This window comes from Rheinheimera sp. A13L (genome assembly GCF_000217935.1).
Taxonomy (GTDB): Bacteria; Pseudomonadota; Gammaproteobacteria; order Enterobacterales; family Alteromonadaceae; genus Pararheinheimera.
Window position 1 is genome coordinate 1 of record NZ_AFHI01000036.1, and the last position, 14,752, is coordinate 14,752.

At 46.3% G+C, this 14,752-nt stretch carries 13 protein-coding genes; 8 read left to right on the plus strand and 5 right to left on the minus strand.

Annotated features, from left to right (window positions below; genetic code table 11):
- The 3 genes from RHEIN_RS21255 to RHEIN_RS16045 all read left to right on the plus strand — a co-directional run.
- Positions 1 to 849: RHS repeat domain-containing protein (locus tag RHEIN_RS21255; RefSeq protein WP_008900028.1), on the plus strand; the 849-nt coding region annotated here is incomplete at its 5' end.
- A 238-nt stretch (positions 850 to 1,087) separates the two neighbouring features.
- Positions 1,088 to 1,510 (plus strand): hypothetical protein, encoded by a 423-nt coding sequence (locus RHEIN_RS16040; protein WP_008900029.1) that lies wholly within the window; start codon positions 1,088 to 1,090, stop codon positions 1,508 to 1,510.
- A gap of 365 nt (positions 1,511 to 1,875) precedes the next feature.
- Entirely contained in the window at positions 1,876 to 2,310 is a 435-nt protein-coding gene (locus tag RHEIN_RS16045; protein ID WP_008900031.1) for a hypothetical protein, read from the plus strand.
- Positions 2,311 to 2,940: 630 nt separating this feature from the next.
- Here the strand turns inward: RHEIN_RS16045 and RHEIN_RS16055 are convergent.
- The 3 genes from RHEIN_RS16055 to sixA all read right to left on the minus strand — a co-directional run bounded on the left by RHEIN_RS16055 (position 2,941) and on the right by sixA (position 6,925).
- The gene (locus tag RHEIN_RS16055; RefSeq protein ID WP_008900032.1) at positions 2,941 to 4,149 is read right to left on the minus strand and encodes a PepSY-associated TM helix domain-containing protein; all 1,209 of its coding nucleotides are present in this window, start codon (positions 4,147 to 4,149) and stop codon (positions 2,941 to 2,943) included.
- Between the two features lie 7 nt (positions 4,150 to 4,156).
- Positions 4,157 to 6,313, minus strand: coding sequence for a TonB-dependent siderophore receptor (locus tag RHEIN_RS16060; RefSeq protein WP_008900033.1), 2,157 nt, complete (start codon positions 6,311 to 6,313; stop codon positions 4,157 to 4,159).
- A gap of 126 nt (positions 6,314 to 6,439) precedes the next feature.
- Positions 6,440 to 6,925 carry a phosphohistidine phosphatase SixA gene (sixA, locus tag RHEIN_RS16065; protein WP_008900034.1) on the minus strand — a complete coding sequence of 162 codons (486 nt, stop codon included), beginning with the start codon at positions 6,923 to 6,925 and terminating at the stop codon, positions 6,440 to 6,442.
- Positions 6,926 to 7,095: 170 nt separating this feature from the next.
- Between sixA and RHEIN_RS16070 the strand changes: the two genes are divergently transcribed.
- The 5 genes from RHEIN_RS16070 to suhB all read left to right on the plus strand — a co-directional run bounded on the left by RHEIN_RS16070 (position 7,096) and on the right by suhB (position 13,498).
- Entirely contained in the window at positions 7,096 to 9,222 is a 2,127-nt protein-coding gene (locus RHEIN_RS16070; RefSeq protein WP_008900035.1) for a TonB-dependent receptor, read from the plus strand.
- 19 nt (positions 9,223 to 9,241) lie between these two features.
- Positions 9,242 to 10,672: a PepSY domain-containing protein gene (locus RHEIN_RS16075; protein ID WP_008900036.1), complete on the plus strand. Its 1,431-nt coding sequence runs from the start codon at positions 9,242 to 9,244 to the stop codon at positions 10,670 to 10,672.
- Between the two features lie 162 nt (positions 10,673 to 10,834).
- The gene (locus RHEIN_RS16080; RefSeq protein WP_008900037.1) at positions 10,835 to 12,106 is read left to right on the plus strand and encodes an ATP-binding protein; all 1,272 of its coding nucleotides are present in this window, start codon (positions 10,835 to 10,837) and stop codon (positions 12,104 to 12,106) included.
- Positions 12,103 to 12,615, plus strand: a complete 513-nt coding sequence (locus RHEIN_RS16085; protein WP_008900038.1) for a response regulator transcription factor — start codon at positions 12,103 to 12,105, stop codon at positions 12,613 to 12,615. Before RHEIN_RS16080 ends, RHEIN_RS16085 begins: the two co-directional genes overlap by 4 nt.
- 79 nt (positions 12,616 to 12,694) lie before the next feature.
- Positions 12,695 to 13,498 carry an inositol-1-monophosphatase gene (gene suhB, locus RHEIN_RS16090; protein WP_008900039.1) on the plus strand — a complete coding sequence of 268 codons (804 nt, stop codon included), beginning with the start codon at positions 12,695 to 12,697 and terminating at the stop codon, positions 13,496 to 13,498.
- Positions 13,499 to 13,541: 43 nt separating this feature from the next.
- Here suhB and RHEIN_RS16095 read toward each other — a convergent pair whose 3' ends face one another.
- Together RHEIN_RS16095 and RHEIN_RS16100 are read right to left on the minus strand one after the other, a co-directional pair.
- A complete protein-coding gene (locus tag RHEIN_RS16095) occupies positions 13,542 to 13,916 on the minus strand; it encodes a rhodanese-like domain-containing protein (protein WP_008900040.1) in 375 nt (124 codons plus the stop codon).
- A 66-nt stretch (positions 13,917 to 13,982) separates the two neighbouring features.
- A complete protein-coding gene (locus RHEIN_RS16100) occupies positions 13,983 to 14,549 on the minus strand; it encodes a HutD/Ves family protein (protein WP_008900041.1) in 567 nt (188 codons plus the stop codon).
- Between the last annotated feature and the right edge of the window lie 203 nt (positions 14,550 to 14,752).

Below are 14,752 nucleotides of genomic sequence, written 5' to 3' on the forward strand. Positions count from 1 at the left end.
AAAAAAGTAGGTAGTGTTGAAACGAGGTTTATCTATAGCCCACAAGGCCAGTTATTAGCCGAAGGCACCACCAAACAGTACATTTATTTTAATGGCCAGGTGGTGGGTTATATTCTGAACAACCAATTGTATTATGTGCACAACGACCATTTAGGCAGGCCAGAAGTCATCACTAATGCCAGCAAAGCGATAGTGTGGCGGGCTAAGTTGGAGGCCTTTGACCGCTCTGTGTTAAGTACAAGTATTGGTGATTTCAACATAGGATTCCCTGGACAATATTGGGACTCTGAAAAAGCCAGCTGGTATAACTATTTCAGGGATTACGATGCGACTTTAGGGCGCTATTTGCAGAGTGACCCTATTGGTTTGGCAGGTGGGTTGAATACTTATGGCTATGTGGGGGGGAATCCTGTTAGTTATTTTGATCCTAAAGGGCTTGATGCATGTTCATGCTCAGTAAAAGCAACCAAAGACAGTCAAATTTTCCAGAAGCAAACAATTCAGCTTAATCAAACACAGATTAATAGGTTAAACCGTGAATTTAACCAGATGTCTGCAGTAAATGGCTATGGGCAAGCGGCTTTAATTGGACTCGGAGCTACAGTAGTTCCATTTTTACGAGTGCCTGAAGTTGTTGCGAAATGGTCAGGTCCAGTTGGATATGGTATCGGATTGTCGCATGGTGCAATGGGATTGTCTGGTGCTGGTGCAACACCTTATGCCGAAATGTTTGGAGGCAGTATGACGACCCAATTCTTTGACCATGGCAGTCACATTCAATCAGTTAAAGAGTATTTCGATAGCAAGGGTAAACCTCTTACCCGAGTATCAGATGAGTATTGCGAGTAAAGTATGAAGAAGATAAAGCCTTGGATGATAGTTCATGCTTGTTTAGCCGTAGTTTTTTTTGTATTGGCAACTTGGTTATTGTTGCTTAGATTAGAACATTTGTAACGCCACAAAGTTGTCGCTTAGTCTGTGTGAGATCAGGGGCTTGTTTTACACCTTGCCCCTGCTTTTCAATTTACACTTGCTTATGACGAACGTACAACTTGAGTCCAGAGTTTAGTGGACAGGAAACTGATTTATGAAAAGCAAACAAGTTATGTCTCTAATCATTGGTACTGTGGCATTGTTTTTAGCTACTGGATTCTGGGTTTTAGGTCTATATGGCACGGCCGGGAACCCAAGTTTGGCCCTTCATCTGGAGATTGCATCGGAAGAACCAACTGCACTTTCAAGATTGAGATACGAGGTGTATTTATACCTTGGCGCAGATCCTAATCGCAGGTTTATAGAGATGGACGGCATGACTTCATTAGATGTTGCTGTCGAAAAGAAGAACCTTTATGCAATAGTAAAACTATCTCCTTTAGTTGAAGATTCGACCTTTGCCTCTGCAGTGAGCCTTGCGTGCGAAAAGCGTGATGAAGTAGTCATACAGAGAATATTGCAATCAAGAGGAAGCGAGGCTATTCAATCATCTTGCTCAAATTTGGATAGACTTTAGCACCATAGGTGCTGACACGTTGTTGGCTGAGTCAAACGGGGCAGGACTTGTGCCATGCCCCTATTTTTTGATTTGGACTGGCCGATGACTTAAAGACTACCCAGAGCATGAAGGTGTAATTTCGTTATCAACACCCTCTTTTGCTGCAACAATAGGGCTCGTTACAGGAGCGTCTCATCATTTGCTCTTGGAGGATATAGTATGCTCGGAGACATGGGAGGCGTGCAAGCACACCATGATGATGTACTGCAGACAACTCTTTTTAGCGTAGAAGGGCGATATGGGATTGAGTATAAGTTATTCGGTCCGAATGGCGACCTAAAACGAAACGATACCTTTATGGCGCAAGGTTGCCTGGATTAATCATGAGAAAAATATCACTAGTTCTCGGCTGTATATTTTGGACTGTTTTTATCACACGATTTGCTTATGGCACTGTAGAGGTATTTAAAAACCCAAGTTTAGCGCTGTATATGATTGTAGTCTCCGATAAAACAGGATCTCCTTCCACTTCGACCATGCGGGATCTGAGGATGAGCTTTTACTTGTTATTAGTTGCAAATCCGAATGCCCCCCAATATTGGGGACGTTCTGCCTTTGAAGAGGCTGTGGCTGTCGCAAATTTTGCAGCAATAAAAAAATTAACTCCCTTAGTGAATGAAAAAGTTTACCTACTGGGAGTTCAGCTGGCCTGTCACAATATAGATACAGACTATGAAGTTTTGGAATATTTGTTCAAAGCGCGAGGAGAACAACTTTTAACGCCAATCAACTTTTGTAAAACGGCTAACTTAGATTAGTAATTTATTAGAGCACTTGAGGGGTTACGGCATTACAGGTGCAAGTACAATCAAATGGTAACAAAGAGCTTGAAAGATTGGGGGCAAGGTCTTGCACTTTGCTCTCTGGTTTTCGTTTTACACTAAAGCGCTTAACAGGTATTACCAACAGCGGTTTTAGACATGATGGTTTTGCCTTACAACGCCTGCGATAACGTCAAAAATGAAAAACCCTTTGTTGGCCTGCACAGGTGTTTTGTACTTTTTTCAACCCAAATGAGAGTTCTGGTGATGGTGGATTACTTTGACAATGGGAAAAACTTCCCTTTTATTTTTGGATTTCTATTTTTCTGCGTTATTTTCTTTTTTTACCTGAAAGAGAAAATAATTCAATGTACCAGAAAGAAGTATGATTGCACGAGAGCGCAATCCTTTGTGATCCTTTCACGCTCTGAAGGAAAATGCAGCCGGTTGCTTATCAATGTTTTTTGTTTTCAAGAATAGCGGTCATTTGTTCATTTATTTTTATGGTTGTTTTTGAAATTTTAGCATCTGTTTATTGGCATTTTAGAATATCCGACATCATTGCTAGCTGAACGAAACTTCATAACGGGTATAAAACTATCGGTTGGATTGGCATCGGTCGATGTGCTAATGCTGTAGCAAAGATCCAAGTTGCGGCGATAAAGGTAGGATCTCGATTTCACGCTGTGAAAACTGCACTGAAGTGACCACTAAAGCGGCGATCACTAAAGCGGACGAAAGGGCTCCGGTCCAACCTAACCAACGTATAAGTTGTGGTTGTTGTCTTTTGGTTCGTAGCCAGTGCATCCAAATTCCACCTGCGACTAAAAAGGTAAAACCCAGCCCAAATACAAAATACAGCAGTTTGACACCGAGCCCTGCAAAGTTACCAAAATGCAGCGGATCGGCCATATCAGCTATATAAGCCACAACTTTTAAATCAGCAGCGCGCTGAATATGGATCACTTGCGCTGTCACCGGGTCCAGGTAAATTCTGTTGGCTCTGTCCCTTACCAGCAGGCTAGTGTCCTGACCCGCCACTACTACTACATTTTTCTCCGACAGCGGATAATTTAATGCTCTGATATCCAGCTCTGGCCGGGCCTTTTGCGCAGCCTGCATCAGTTCAGTTAAAGACAAAGCTTGGTATTGTGCTGTGACCAGCTCCAGCTTTGGCGGTTTTGGATAATGTTCCACTTTAAACTTCAGTAAAAAGTGTTCGGTGAAGTACCAAAGGCCTGTTAAAAACATCAGCAGAATAAAACCCCAACACCAGACCCCTGTCCATTTATGCCAATCGGACCAAAAAGTACGGCTGGAGACTTTAGTCGCTGAAGGCAGCTGAAAGCCTTTACGCCACCACTGCCGGTAAACATAAAAGCTACTGACCAGGATAATCAGCAGTAAAAAACTTAAACTGGTGACCACAATTTTGCCTGTAGGCCCAAGCGACAGGTACATATGAATATTGCGTAAAAACCGCGACAAAGTGCCCCACTGGCCTTCGCCTGTTAAAGCTCCGGAAGCGGGATCAAAATAGGCAAATAAAAACTCAGTGGCTTTATTCAAACTGACGCTACCTGCCAGATACCACTGCTCTGGTACATTGAGGTTACTGATTTGATAATCCGGATAAGCTTTGGCTAAGTTTTGCTCCAATACCTGCCAGGGCACAGGGCCTTTTCGTTCTGACAAAGCCCGGTATTTTTGATCTGACAGATACTGAATTTCATGGCTGACCACAGCCAGAGTGCCGGTAAAGCACACCAGTAACAGCAGCAGGCCAAAAGCAAAACCAGCAAAAGAATGTAGCTTAAACCAGCTTTTAGCAGTCATAGCCAACTTAGAACTGATAACTGGCGGTAACAATTAAACGGCGTGGTTCACCCGGAAAATGCCCGGTGCGCTCAATAAAACCAGCAGTGGCATAAGTTTTATCAAACAGGTTTTTCACATTGGCCTGAAACAACCACTGCTGCCAGCGGGTTTGCCAGCTCATATCAAAAACGGTATAGGATTTCACATGCTGACCATCAATACTTAACTGGTCGCTGACATAATCCATACCTGCAGCTATAGCTGAGTTGATGCTATCCAGCTCGTACCGGCTCCATATACCCACCTGATGCTGCGGCGCATTGGCGAACTTGTCACCGACCGCATTGGTGATAGCACTGTTGCTTTCCACTATGCGGGTATCATTGTAGGCATAGTTGACATTCAATACCCAGGAGTCGGTTAAATCGCCCAGTAAATCCAGTTCCAGCCCTTTACTTTTTACTTCACCCAGAGCAATTAAATCATCACGACCATCACCGCCCACATCACCACGAGGATCAGTTTGCAGTATGTTATTTCTGATCATTTGATAAGTGGCCACATTCAGGCGTATTGCATCATTGAGTAAAGAGAAACGTGCACCAGCTTCGATAATGCTGGATTGCTCAGCCTCAAAAGGACCGCCCACTTCAGGCACCTGCGAAGTGCTGGCCTGAGGGCTAAAACCCGTGCCTTTCAGTGCATACAAACGCACCCAATCGGTCAGTTGATAAGTAGAACCAACTCGCCAGGAGCTGTCGCTGCCGTTAACTTTGGACAAGGCTCTGTTGTTTTTATCTTCAAAACTGTCCCAACGCACCCCCAGCAATAGATTCCAGCTAGAGGTTAAATCCAGCTGGTCCTGTAGATAAACCCCTTGGCGCACAGCTGTGGTATCTGTCGGATCAGATTTGATACTGCCGATATCATAGTCTGCCGCTGAGGTCAGGCCATACACAGGGTTAGTCAGACTTATACCCGGGACCTTACCTCCCTGCACTTCTATAGGCGCTACGTTACGGCCTAAAAAGTAGGAATCCTGGGTCATAGTGTCGGCACCCAGCAATAACTGATGGTTAAAACCTGCGGTGCTGAACTCCAGGATATTGTTCCATGTCACACTGTTTGCGGTATTTTCGCGTCGTTGATCCCTGAACTGACGGCGGCAATAATCTACGACGCCATCACCATCAGTGTCGTAGCTACAGGAAGGTTCATGGTAGTTTTGTAATTCAGTATTTTCATAATGACGCCAGGTCAGGTCTGTTCGCCAATTGCTGTTAAATTCATGATCAGCCCGTACTTGCCAGACATCAGCGTCCAGTGACTGAAAATCTGTTGCTTCGTTATGGTTCCAGGCTCTGTCGCCCAGGAAATTGCCCTGATCATCTGTAGGCACACCCCGTAAACGAGCGCCCTGATAATCCTGAGTGACAGTATTGTATTGCAGGGTCAGGCTGGTGCTGTCAGTCAGATCAATCAGATAACCTAAATCCAGAATGTCGTTTTTAACTTTGGTATTCCAGCGAAAAGGCTGCTCAGAGTCACGGTAATAGCCAAAACGATAAGCTTGCTGTTCTGTTAAAGGGCCACTCAACTCCAGCGAACCTTGCCAATAACTATCATTGCCTAACGCAAACTCCAGCTGATTTTTACTGCTTCGTTGTGGCTTTTTAGTCACATAGTTAATTAAGCCACCTGGTGCGCTGCTGCCATACAAAGCGCCGCTGCTGCCTTTGAGTATTTGCACTTCCTGCACATTAAACAACTGAGGCACAGCAAACCCATTAAAAGGATCGCCTCTTACACCGTCGTATAAAATTTCATCCTGACGGAAACCACGGAAAGTAACACCTGAATAACTAAAAGCGCTGACGCCGCTCATACTGCGGTATAAATCTGTCACCTGACGGGCGGCCTGATCGCGGATCAGGGCTTCGGGTAACACCTGAATACTCTGAGGTACCAGTTCTAAATCTGTATCTGTTCTGGTTCCAACACTGCTTTGTGAAGCACGGTATAAGGTCTGAGCCCGGCCTTTAACCTCTATCACTTCTAAGTTGTTGTCAGTTTCCTGTTGATCAGAATACTGTTTGTCCAGACTCTGGGCATAACCAGAAGATGCAAAAAGGGCAGCAATAACAGCAATAGCCAAAATAGAAGATGAAGGTAAGGACAACATAACAGTCTCTGAGCGGCAATAAAGGTGCACAGATTAAACAAGAATGATTCGCAATTCAAGTTAGATAATTTTATCTGTTGTTGTCGCTACACCTGCTGTTGCCCTTTTGCGTTTCATCAGCTCAGATCACATAAACTTAGCTGGCACAGACCAGGCCAGCCGCACAGGCACTGTTGATTCAGAGTCCAGTTCCAGGCAGGTCAAAGAGGCTTTTTTCAGCTCGATAAAGGTTTTGTCCAGCCCCAATAATTCATTGATCAGCAAGGCAAGTTCAGGTTCATGCCCTACAAGCAGCACAGCCTCATTGTCCTGTAACTGACTGAATAAATGTTCTTTTACTTCAGTTACAGCAACAGCTGGCAATAAACAGTGCCATTCTTCAACTGCGGTTTTGACCCCAGAATCTTTCCGTACTAAAGCAGCGGTTTGCACAGCTTTGGTATGTGGGCTACAAAAAATGCGGTCCGGTATTAAGCCCTGTTTGTGCATAAAATCAGCGACACGGCGAGCCTGTAATCTGCCTTTTTCATTCAGGCAACGATCGGCTTCATCCACCAGTGAGTTTCGTATATCAGCAGTCGCATGACGCATCAGATAGAGTACAGCTTTCATCAATTTCACCTTTAACAGCAGAAAATGATGGCAGCCTATAGCCAAGTCATGACAGTTGTATGACTTAAGTTCTATTTGGCCGCGTTCCCTGAACTGCGACAATTTGTCGCATGCTGTTTTGTAGTTAAAGTCTGTAGGATTTCAACTTTATAAAGTTCAGGTACTTAGCTATGTCAAAAGCTATCATTTTTCCTTTCTGTGTGCTCAGTTTCATCTCTGTTTCAGCCCAGGCTGAGTTACAGGACAAAACCGCCAAAGAACAACAAGTCGAAGTCATGGTGGTGACCAGTAGCAGGCAACAGCAGCAATTGAAGCTACTGGCAGAATCTGTGGCTGTGTTAAGTGAAGAAGATATTCGTAAAGTGAGTCCGGGCCATCCTGCAGATTTACTGAACAGAGTGGCTGGGGTCCATGTGAATGATTTAGGTGGGGAAGGCCATATGACAGCCATTCGTCAGCCTATCTCCACCAGCGGTGTTTATTTGTTTTTGGAAGATGGCCTGCCAACAAGGCCCACAGGATTTTTTAATCACAATGGCTTGTATGAAATTGATATTCCACAATCTGGCCGGGTTGAGGTCACTAAAGGTCCTGGCTCAGCTTTATACGGCAGTGATGCGATAGGCGGCATTTTTAATATTCTGACTAAAGCAACACCACTTAGCAGAGAAACAGAACTTAGTCTTGAAAGTGGCAGTGATGGCTGGAACAGGGGGTTAATTGCAGTTGGAGCACCAGTCACAGAACAAAGTGCTGCGCGTTGGGATTTAAACTGGACCAAAAGTAACGGCTTTCGTGAAAACGCTGGCTATGATCGGCTATCCAGCAGTCTGCGACTGGATCAGGACTGGAGTACAGCCACTAAAATTAAGTACCTGGCCAGCTTTGGCAAAATTGATCAAAGTGGAGTTTCAGCTTTAAATGAACAAGATTATCTGCAGCGCCCAGAGACCAACTATTACACTGGTGATATCGCTTTTCGTGACGTACAGGCATTGCGCTTATCTGCTGAAATCCGCCATCAATGGTCGGACTATTCCGAACTGATGATACTGCCATTTTACCGCGACAACAAATCCAGCCTGATGCCCAGCTGGATGTTGAGTTACGATCCAGTTACAAGTCAGACTGAGTTTTACTCCATGGGATTACTGGCACAATGGTCCAGTCAGTTGACTGATCAACTGCAATGGATCAGCGGTCTGGACTATGACTACAGCCCTGCGCGATACAGCGAATGGCAAATTACAGTGCAGCGCCAGAATGGCATTTACACTGCTTATGAAAAAACTGGCAGGCTGCATTATGACTTTGACGCCGATCAAAGCTCCGCCTCGCCCTATAGTCAACTGCAATGGCAAGCAACAGCGGCGTTGAGTTTGACGGCCGGCGTACGTTATGACTATTTCAAAGTAGATTACCGCGATTTGTTGCCAGCATCAGTGCCTGAAACTATAGGCCGCAGCAACTGGCTCAGACCTGATAACACAAATTTGAGCTATCAAGCCCTGAGTCCAAAATTGGGTACCTTGTACCAGATCAGCGCCCGGCAGCAGCTTTACTTTAACCACAGGCATGCCTTTCGGGTTCCTTCTGTGGGCCAGGTCTTCAGACCGGGATCCACGACAAACAGTACAGACTTAGAGCCGGTGAAAGCACGCAATTCAGAGCTGGGCTGGCGTTTACAGGGGCAAAACTACAGCCTGGATTTGGCCTATTATCAGTTGGATATCAAAGACGATGTCGTCAGCTATATCGACACCAACGAACGTAAAGTCACCAACGCTGGTCATACCCGGCACCAGGGTCTGGAAGCGGCTTTAGTCTGGGTTCTGACAGATGAATGGAAACTGGGCAGTGGTTTTACCGTCACGGATCAGAAGTACCTCGATTTCCAGTACCTGTATTCCTGTTTTCCACCTGCTTGTGCAGCGCCAGTAACCGAAACCCGTAATTTCAGTGGTTTTGATGTGGGCAAAGCACCAGAGCAACTGGCCAATGCCAATCTGAGTTATAACCCGGCTTATTTGCAGGGGCTGCAACTGGAGCTGGAATGGCAAAAAGTTGGGGCTTACTTCACTGATGAAACCAATACCAATAGTTACCAGGGACACCAACTCTGGCATCTGCGGGCAAATTATCAATACAACCAGGCTCTGCGCCTGTACGCCAGACTGATGAACCTGAGCGATAAACTTTACTCCACTTATACCAGTAATCAGGTGGGGTCCAGTGCAATTGAATACAGACCAGGTATGCCACGTAGCCTTTTTGTGGGCATCAACCTGAGTTTTTAAGGATCATTGAGGATAACGAATGCAAAACAGAAACCTGATACGCTGGCACAAAAGACTGATTTGGTTGGGTGGCCTGACCTTACTCAGTTTTGCGGTGTCGGGATTTTTACATCCGCTGATGAGCTGGACAGGGCCAACAGCGGCAAAAATGCAACCTCCAGCCATGCAGCTGAGCCCGCAGCAGTTGCAACAAGCACAGCAACAGCTGCAGCAGAAGCAAGGTGAATCTTTTGCCTTGGTCAAGCTGCTGCCTTATCAGAATGAGATCTGGCTGCAACTGAGCAGTGATAAATCAGAACCCCGGCAGTACCAAAGTTTGAGCGGCATTGATCTGTCTGCACAAGCGGATCAGCAGATGGCAGTCTGGCTTGCAAGCTGGTACACCGGGATTGCGGAAACAGAGCTGCAGTCCGTGCAGTTTCAAACCACTTTTGACCATAGCTACCCGGAGGTCAACCGGCTTTTACCTGTGTATAAAGTTCAGTTGGGGGATCTGACCGCCTACATTCATACAGAAAGCCAAAGCCTGGCGTCGCTGAGCAACAGCTACAAAGACAGTCTGCAACTGGTATTCCGTACTTTACATAGCTGGAACTGGTTGAAGGCAGTGCCTGAACTCAGGTTAGCCTTAATGAGCCTGTTACTGGTTTCTGTGCTGGTGTTATTGTTCACCGGCAGCTATTTGCTCTGGTCATTGCCATCAAAAATAAAACGCCGGGGCTTGCGGCTTTGGCACTACCGATTAGCCTGGATAGTCTTTATTCCTGTGGCCTGCTATGCCATCACAGGTTTTTATCACCTGCTGCATAACAGCCAAAAAGATCAGCTGATAGGTTTGGCGTTACCCGCCCCTGCCCTGCTGCCGGATTTCAGCACCGCCACTCAAAACTGGCCAGAACTGAATCAAAACACCAGTGTACGTCAACTCACTTTGGTGCAGGGCCCGGAGCAAGGCTGGTATTGGCGTATGGCCATCACCACTGCAGAACTTAGTACTAAGCGGGAGCAGCGTTTTCAGGGGCAAGCCACAGAGCAACAGGTTATTTACCTGCCGCTGCAACCAGAGAAAACCAAACAGAAACTGGATGACAGCAACTACGCAGAATTTCTGGCCAGTTTTTATTCACCAGACTGGCAAGCAGATACACTGCAGCAAGTCAGGTATTTTGGTATGAATTACGATTTCCGCAATAAGAGGTTACCTGTGTGGCAATTGCAAACTGCTCAGGGTGACTTGCTGTTTGTGGATACATCAACAGGGCAAAGGATAGAGCAATTACGCCAGAGCGATCAGTTGGAAAGAACCAGCTTTTCCTTGCTGCACAAGTGGAATCTGCTGATGCCGCTGACAGGCCGCTTTTATCGCGACCTTATAGTGGAATTGCTGATGCTGCTGATAGTGGGATTAGCTGCTGCTGGTTTTGTGATGCGATACAAAACAAGTCGCTAAGCAATGTGGCAATAAGGTGCGACCTTTTGCCACATTGCACAAAATGCCAGAGCAGACCAGAATGACTTTGACTTCCATCAGATGACAAGGTGTTCCCACTCCTATAATCTGGATTGTCAGTTTTTTGCAACGGCTGCCTGGCAGCCGCTTTTTTGAGACGCCATGAACAGCATTTTTTCCCGCGCCGAATTAAATACAGATCATCCACTAAAGCAACTGCAGCGTTTTCGTTGGGTACTTATCAGCTTAGAGCTGCTGTCCAGCCTGACCGCTTATCTGCTGCATTACCCTATCCATAGCTGGAGCCTGCTGTCTTTTGTATTAGCTGTGCATGTATTTACCAATATCAGCCTGAAACTCTGGCGTGGTGATAAAGACTCAGAGCAACGTTTTATCACCATCAGCATTTTTATTGATCTCTTTATGATCACCGCTTTATTGGCGATGACAGGAGGCGCAAGCAATGGTTTTGTCGCCATTTTATTGTTGCCTGTTGCTGTAACTGCCGTGTTGTTTTCTGCTGGCCCCAGTTATCTGATGGCTGCTTTAGCTATTGGCTGTTACAGCCTGCTGTTACAAATTCCGTTGGCGGGCGAGCATTCAGCGCACCAGCATGCAGCTCAAACAAGTGCAGAGCCTTTTAGCCAGCATATCAGCCAGATGTGGTGGGCTTTTAGCTTCAGTGCTTTTATTGTCAGCTGGTTTATCAGCGCACAAACGCAACGCATTCGTGCTACTTCAGCACAACTGAATAAGCTGCAACAAAAACAACTGCAGCATGAGCAAGTGCTCGCCGTGGCTACTTATGCCGCCAATGCGGCTCATGATTTAGCCACACCATTACAGAACTTGGTGCTACTCACTGACGAGCTGACAGAGCAACAACAAGACCCGGCCTTAGCAGCCGATCTGCGTCAGCAATTACAGCGTTGCCAGCAGATAGTGCAGCAACTTCGCAGCAATGCTCAGCAACTGCGAAAAGGTGAACTACAATCCCAGCCTTTGTATGACGCTATAGAGCACAGTATTCAGCTTTGGCTGGTCAGCAGACCTGAGATCAGCATGGAGCAACACTTCAGCAGCGATCAGTCCACTTTGAGCATAACCGACAGTATTAGCCTGGCTGCGGCGTTATTTAATATTCTGGACAATGCAGCCGATGCCAGCCTGCAAAACAAAAAACCAAAGTTAAGTTTGACTATGCAGCAACACAACAGTCAGTTGGAGCTACAAATCCGGGATTATGGCCCTGGTTTACCCGACTCTGTTCTGGCGCAGCTGGGCAAAAGACCACAACAAAGTGAACAAGGCTTAGGCTTGGGTCAGTTTCTGGCAAATGTGTCGATTGACAGTTTAGGCGGCAAAGTGGAGCGTGAAAATTGTGCTGACCTGGGCGTATTAACCCGTATTATTTTTAGCGGAAAACAGCCATGAAACTGGTGTTACTGGACGATGATGTGACCTTAACCCGCACATTAAGTCGCAGGCTGGAAAGCTTGGGTCATCAGGTGCAAAGCTACAACCAAGCGGTAAGCCCTGATGAACTGGTCGCAGAACAGGCCGATTGTTACTTGCTGGATTTACGTTTTGGTGCTGTTTCAGGCCTGGATTATGTATTGCCATTACGACAACAACTGCCGTTATGTCGCATCGTATTACTGACCGGTTACGCCAGCATAGCCACAGCAGTACAAGCGGTAAAAGCAGGAGCAGACGACTACCTGACCAAACCTGTGGATTTTGCCACTTTAACTCAGGCCTTAAGTGGACAAGCAAGCCAAACAGCGCCAAATGAAGCCGATGTTTTATCCACAGATCAGCTGGAATGGGAGCATATTCAACGGGTTCTGGAACAGCATCAGGGCAATATATCCCAGACCGCCAAAGCACTTGCAATGCACAGACGTACTTTGCAACGTAAACTACAAAAACACAGGCCCTGAATTCGCTTTACTTTTTTCTGTCAGCGGCTACAATACGCGCCGCTCTTTTGACTGTTCTTTATACAATAAGGTAATCGTTATGCATCCGATGTTAAACATCGCAATTCGTGCTGCCCGCAGCGCAGGTAATGTCATCGCTAAAGCTTGTGGTCAGATGGACTTAGTTCAGACGACTCAGAAAGGCACCAATGACTTTGTGACCAACATCGATAAAGAAGCAGAACAAGCCATAGTGCATGTTTTACGTAAGTCATTCCCGGATCACGATATTATCGGTGAAGAGAACGGCGAATATGGCAACAACAATAGCGATTACCAGTGGATCATCGACCCGCTTGATGGCACCACCAACTTTATCAAAGGCATTCCTCACTTTGCTGTATCCATAGCATTGCGTCACCAGGGCAGACTGGATCAGGCCGTGGTTTTTGACCCATTACGTGGTGAAGTATTCACAGCATCCCGTGGTGCAGGCGCTCAGTTAAACGGCCGTCGTATCCGTACCACCAATTTACCTGAATTAAGCGGCGCTATTCTGGCTACAGGTTTCCCGTTTAAACACAAACACCATTTAGATGCTTACACTGAAACTTTTAAAACTCTGATGACTCAGGCCGCAGACGTACGTCGCACTGGTTCAGCAGCGCTGGATTTATGTTATGTCGCAGCAGGCCGTTTTGATGGTTTCTGGGAAATTGGTTTAAAGCCATGGGATTTCGCGGCAGGCGAGCTGATTTTACGTGAAGCCGGTGGCTTAATCAGTGACTTCGCTGGTGGTAACAACTACCTGCGCAGCGGCAATATAGTTGCAGGCAGTCCAAAAGTATTAGGTGCCATGTTAAAAGGCATGCGCCCACATTTAACAGAATCTCTGTTGAAATAAATATCTCTGCAGGGGACGGGTTTATCCCGTCCCGCTTCGTTCATTACAGCTGCGGCTTAGTCAAAGGCAAACCTGCATTGACCCAGGCTGTATAACCCCCTGCCAGACTCCAGACATCCTGATACCCCATTTTCTGCAGCATATCGCCTGCTAAAGCCGAACGAAAACCACCACCACAATACAAAATCAGCGTTTGCTGTTTATCCTGCACTGCTTTTTCCACATCCCGCTCAATCACACCTTTACCCAAATGAATAGCAGCAGGCAAATGCCCGGCCAGCCACTCTAAATCTTCCCGCACATCCACCAGCACATAAGGGGTTGGAAACTGCTGCAAATCAGCAATAGTCAGCTCTTTAATCCTGCTTTTGGCATCCTCGACTACAGCCAGAAAACCCGGGGAATGTTGTTTGCTCATAAGTAAATCCTTTCTAATATTAGTGCCTTTATGTTACGCGCCTTGTCTGGCTTGTAAAAGAGGTCGCTAAATACAGATCCAAACCAACTGACAGGGCTCTGTACCAGCTTTAATCTGTAACTCCCCCACCTCATCAGTGCATAACAAGCTTTGCCCTGCATCCAACTGATAGCTCTGCTCTTTGAAACTTACATGAAGCTGACCAGAAGCCAGATATAACATTGATTCTTGCACCAGCGCCAAAGATAAGGCTTCAGTCACAGACAATACCTGCAAACTGGCTTTTACATCAGCGCGTCTGGTCATCAGATTAAAATCCCGCACTGGCCCATTGATCAAGGTGCATTCAATGGTCGTTTCACCGGCAAAAGCGAAAGGCAGTAAAACCTGATCCAACACTACGGGCTGATCTTCAGCACCATGAAAACAAAAGCCATTACCTTGCAGCAGCATAATAATGCGGTCGGTTTGTTCAAAACGAGAAAATGGACCATCGCTGGCTACTTCGGCGATAGATACACGCCAGCGCATACCTATATTGTCATCGGAACGGGCAAGCTGATGGGTAATGCCGCCGCCATTTTTCCAAACCTGAGTTTGCCATTGGTTTGGGGAAATAAGTTGTAGTGCCATAGAAAGAACTTAAAAGCTATTCAAAGTGGCTTATCTTAGGCGTACTGCAGCTATGACAAAAGAGCCTGGCCATAAATAAAAAACGCCCCTTTGCAGCGAGGCGTAAATGTAGGGGCGACCTTTATGGTCGCCCGCAAAGCAGTATCATAAATTCCAGACACCAACGCCTGTTATACCCATCTAACGGGCGGGTATAAACCCCG